This is a genomic window from Vulcanococcus sp. Clear-D1, from assembly GCF_014654725.1.
In the GTDB taxonomy this organism is placed as follows: domain Bacteria; phylum Cyanobacteriota; class Cyanobacteriia; order PCC-6307; family Cyanobiaceae; genus Vulcanococcus.
In genome coordinates this window covers 367694-368158 of sequence record NZ_JACVZV010000018.1, presented here as the reverse complement: position 1 = coordinate 368158, position 465 = coordinate 367694, and the positions used below count along the sequence as shown (strand labels likewise).

At 50.1% G+C, this 465-nt stretch carries 1 protein-coding gene; it reads left to right on the top strand.

The features are described 5' to 3' along the window. A partial coding sequence (locus H9532_RS08725; protein WP_296367438.1) for a cadherin repeat domain-containing protein occupies window positions 1–465 on the top strand: 465 nt, incomplete at both ends.

The window sequence follows — 465 nt, the reverse complement described above, 5'->3', positions numbered from 1 at the left end:
AACAACTGGTCATCTGCTACAAACGTCACTCTGAATGTCACTGATGTCAATGAAGCGGATAGCACTGCGCCTACCGTAACAGCCAGCCAATCCTTCAACTACGCAGAGAACCAAACCGCTGGCGCAACCATCGGCACCGTTCAAGCGACTGACAATATCGCAGTTACCCAATTCCGCTTCGCTGACAGCGCATCAAGCACTTCTCAAGATGGCTTCTATCAAATCAGCAATACTGGCGTCATCACAATCACTGCTGCTGGCATAGCAGCCGGCGTCGCAAACAACGACTTCGAAACCGGTGCCAATCAATTCACCTATGGAATTCAGGCTGGTGATGCAGCAAACAACTGGTCATCTGCTACAAACGTCACTCTGAATGTCACTGATGTCAATGAAGACAGTACAATCGCCGTCACCGGTGGCAACTACAACGAAGCCTCTCCTCGCGCAGTCTTCACTATTGAT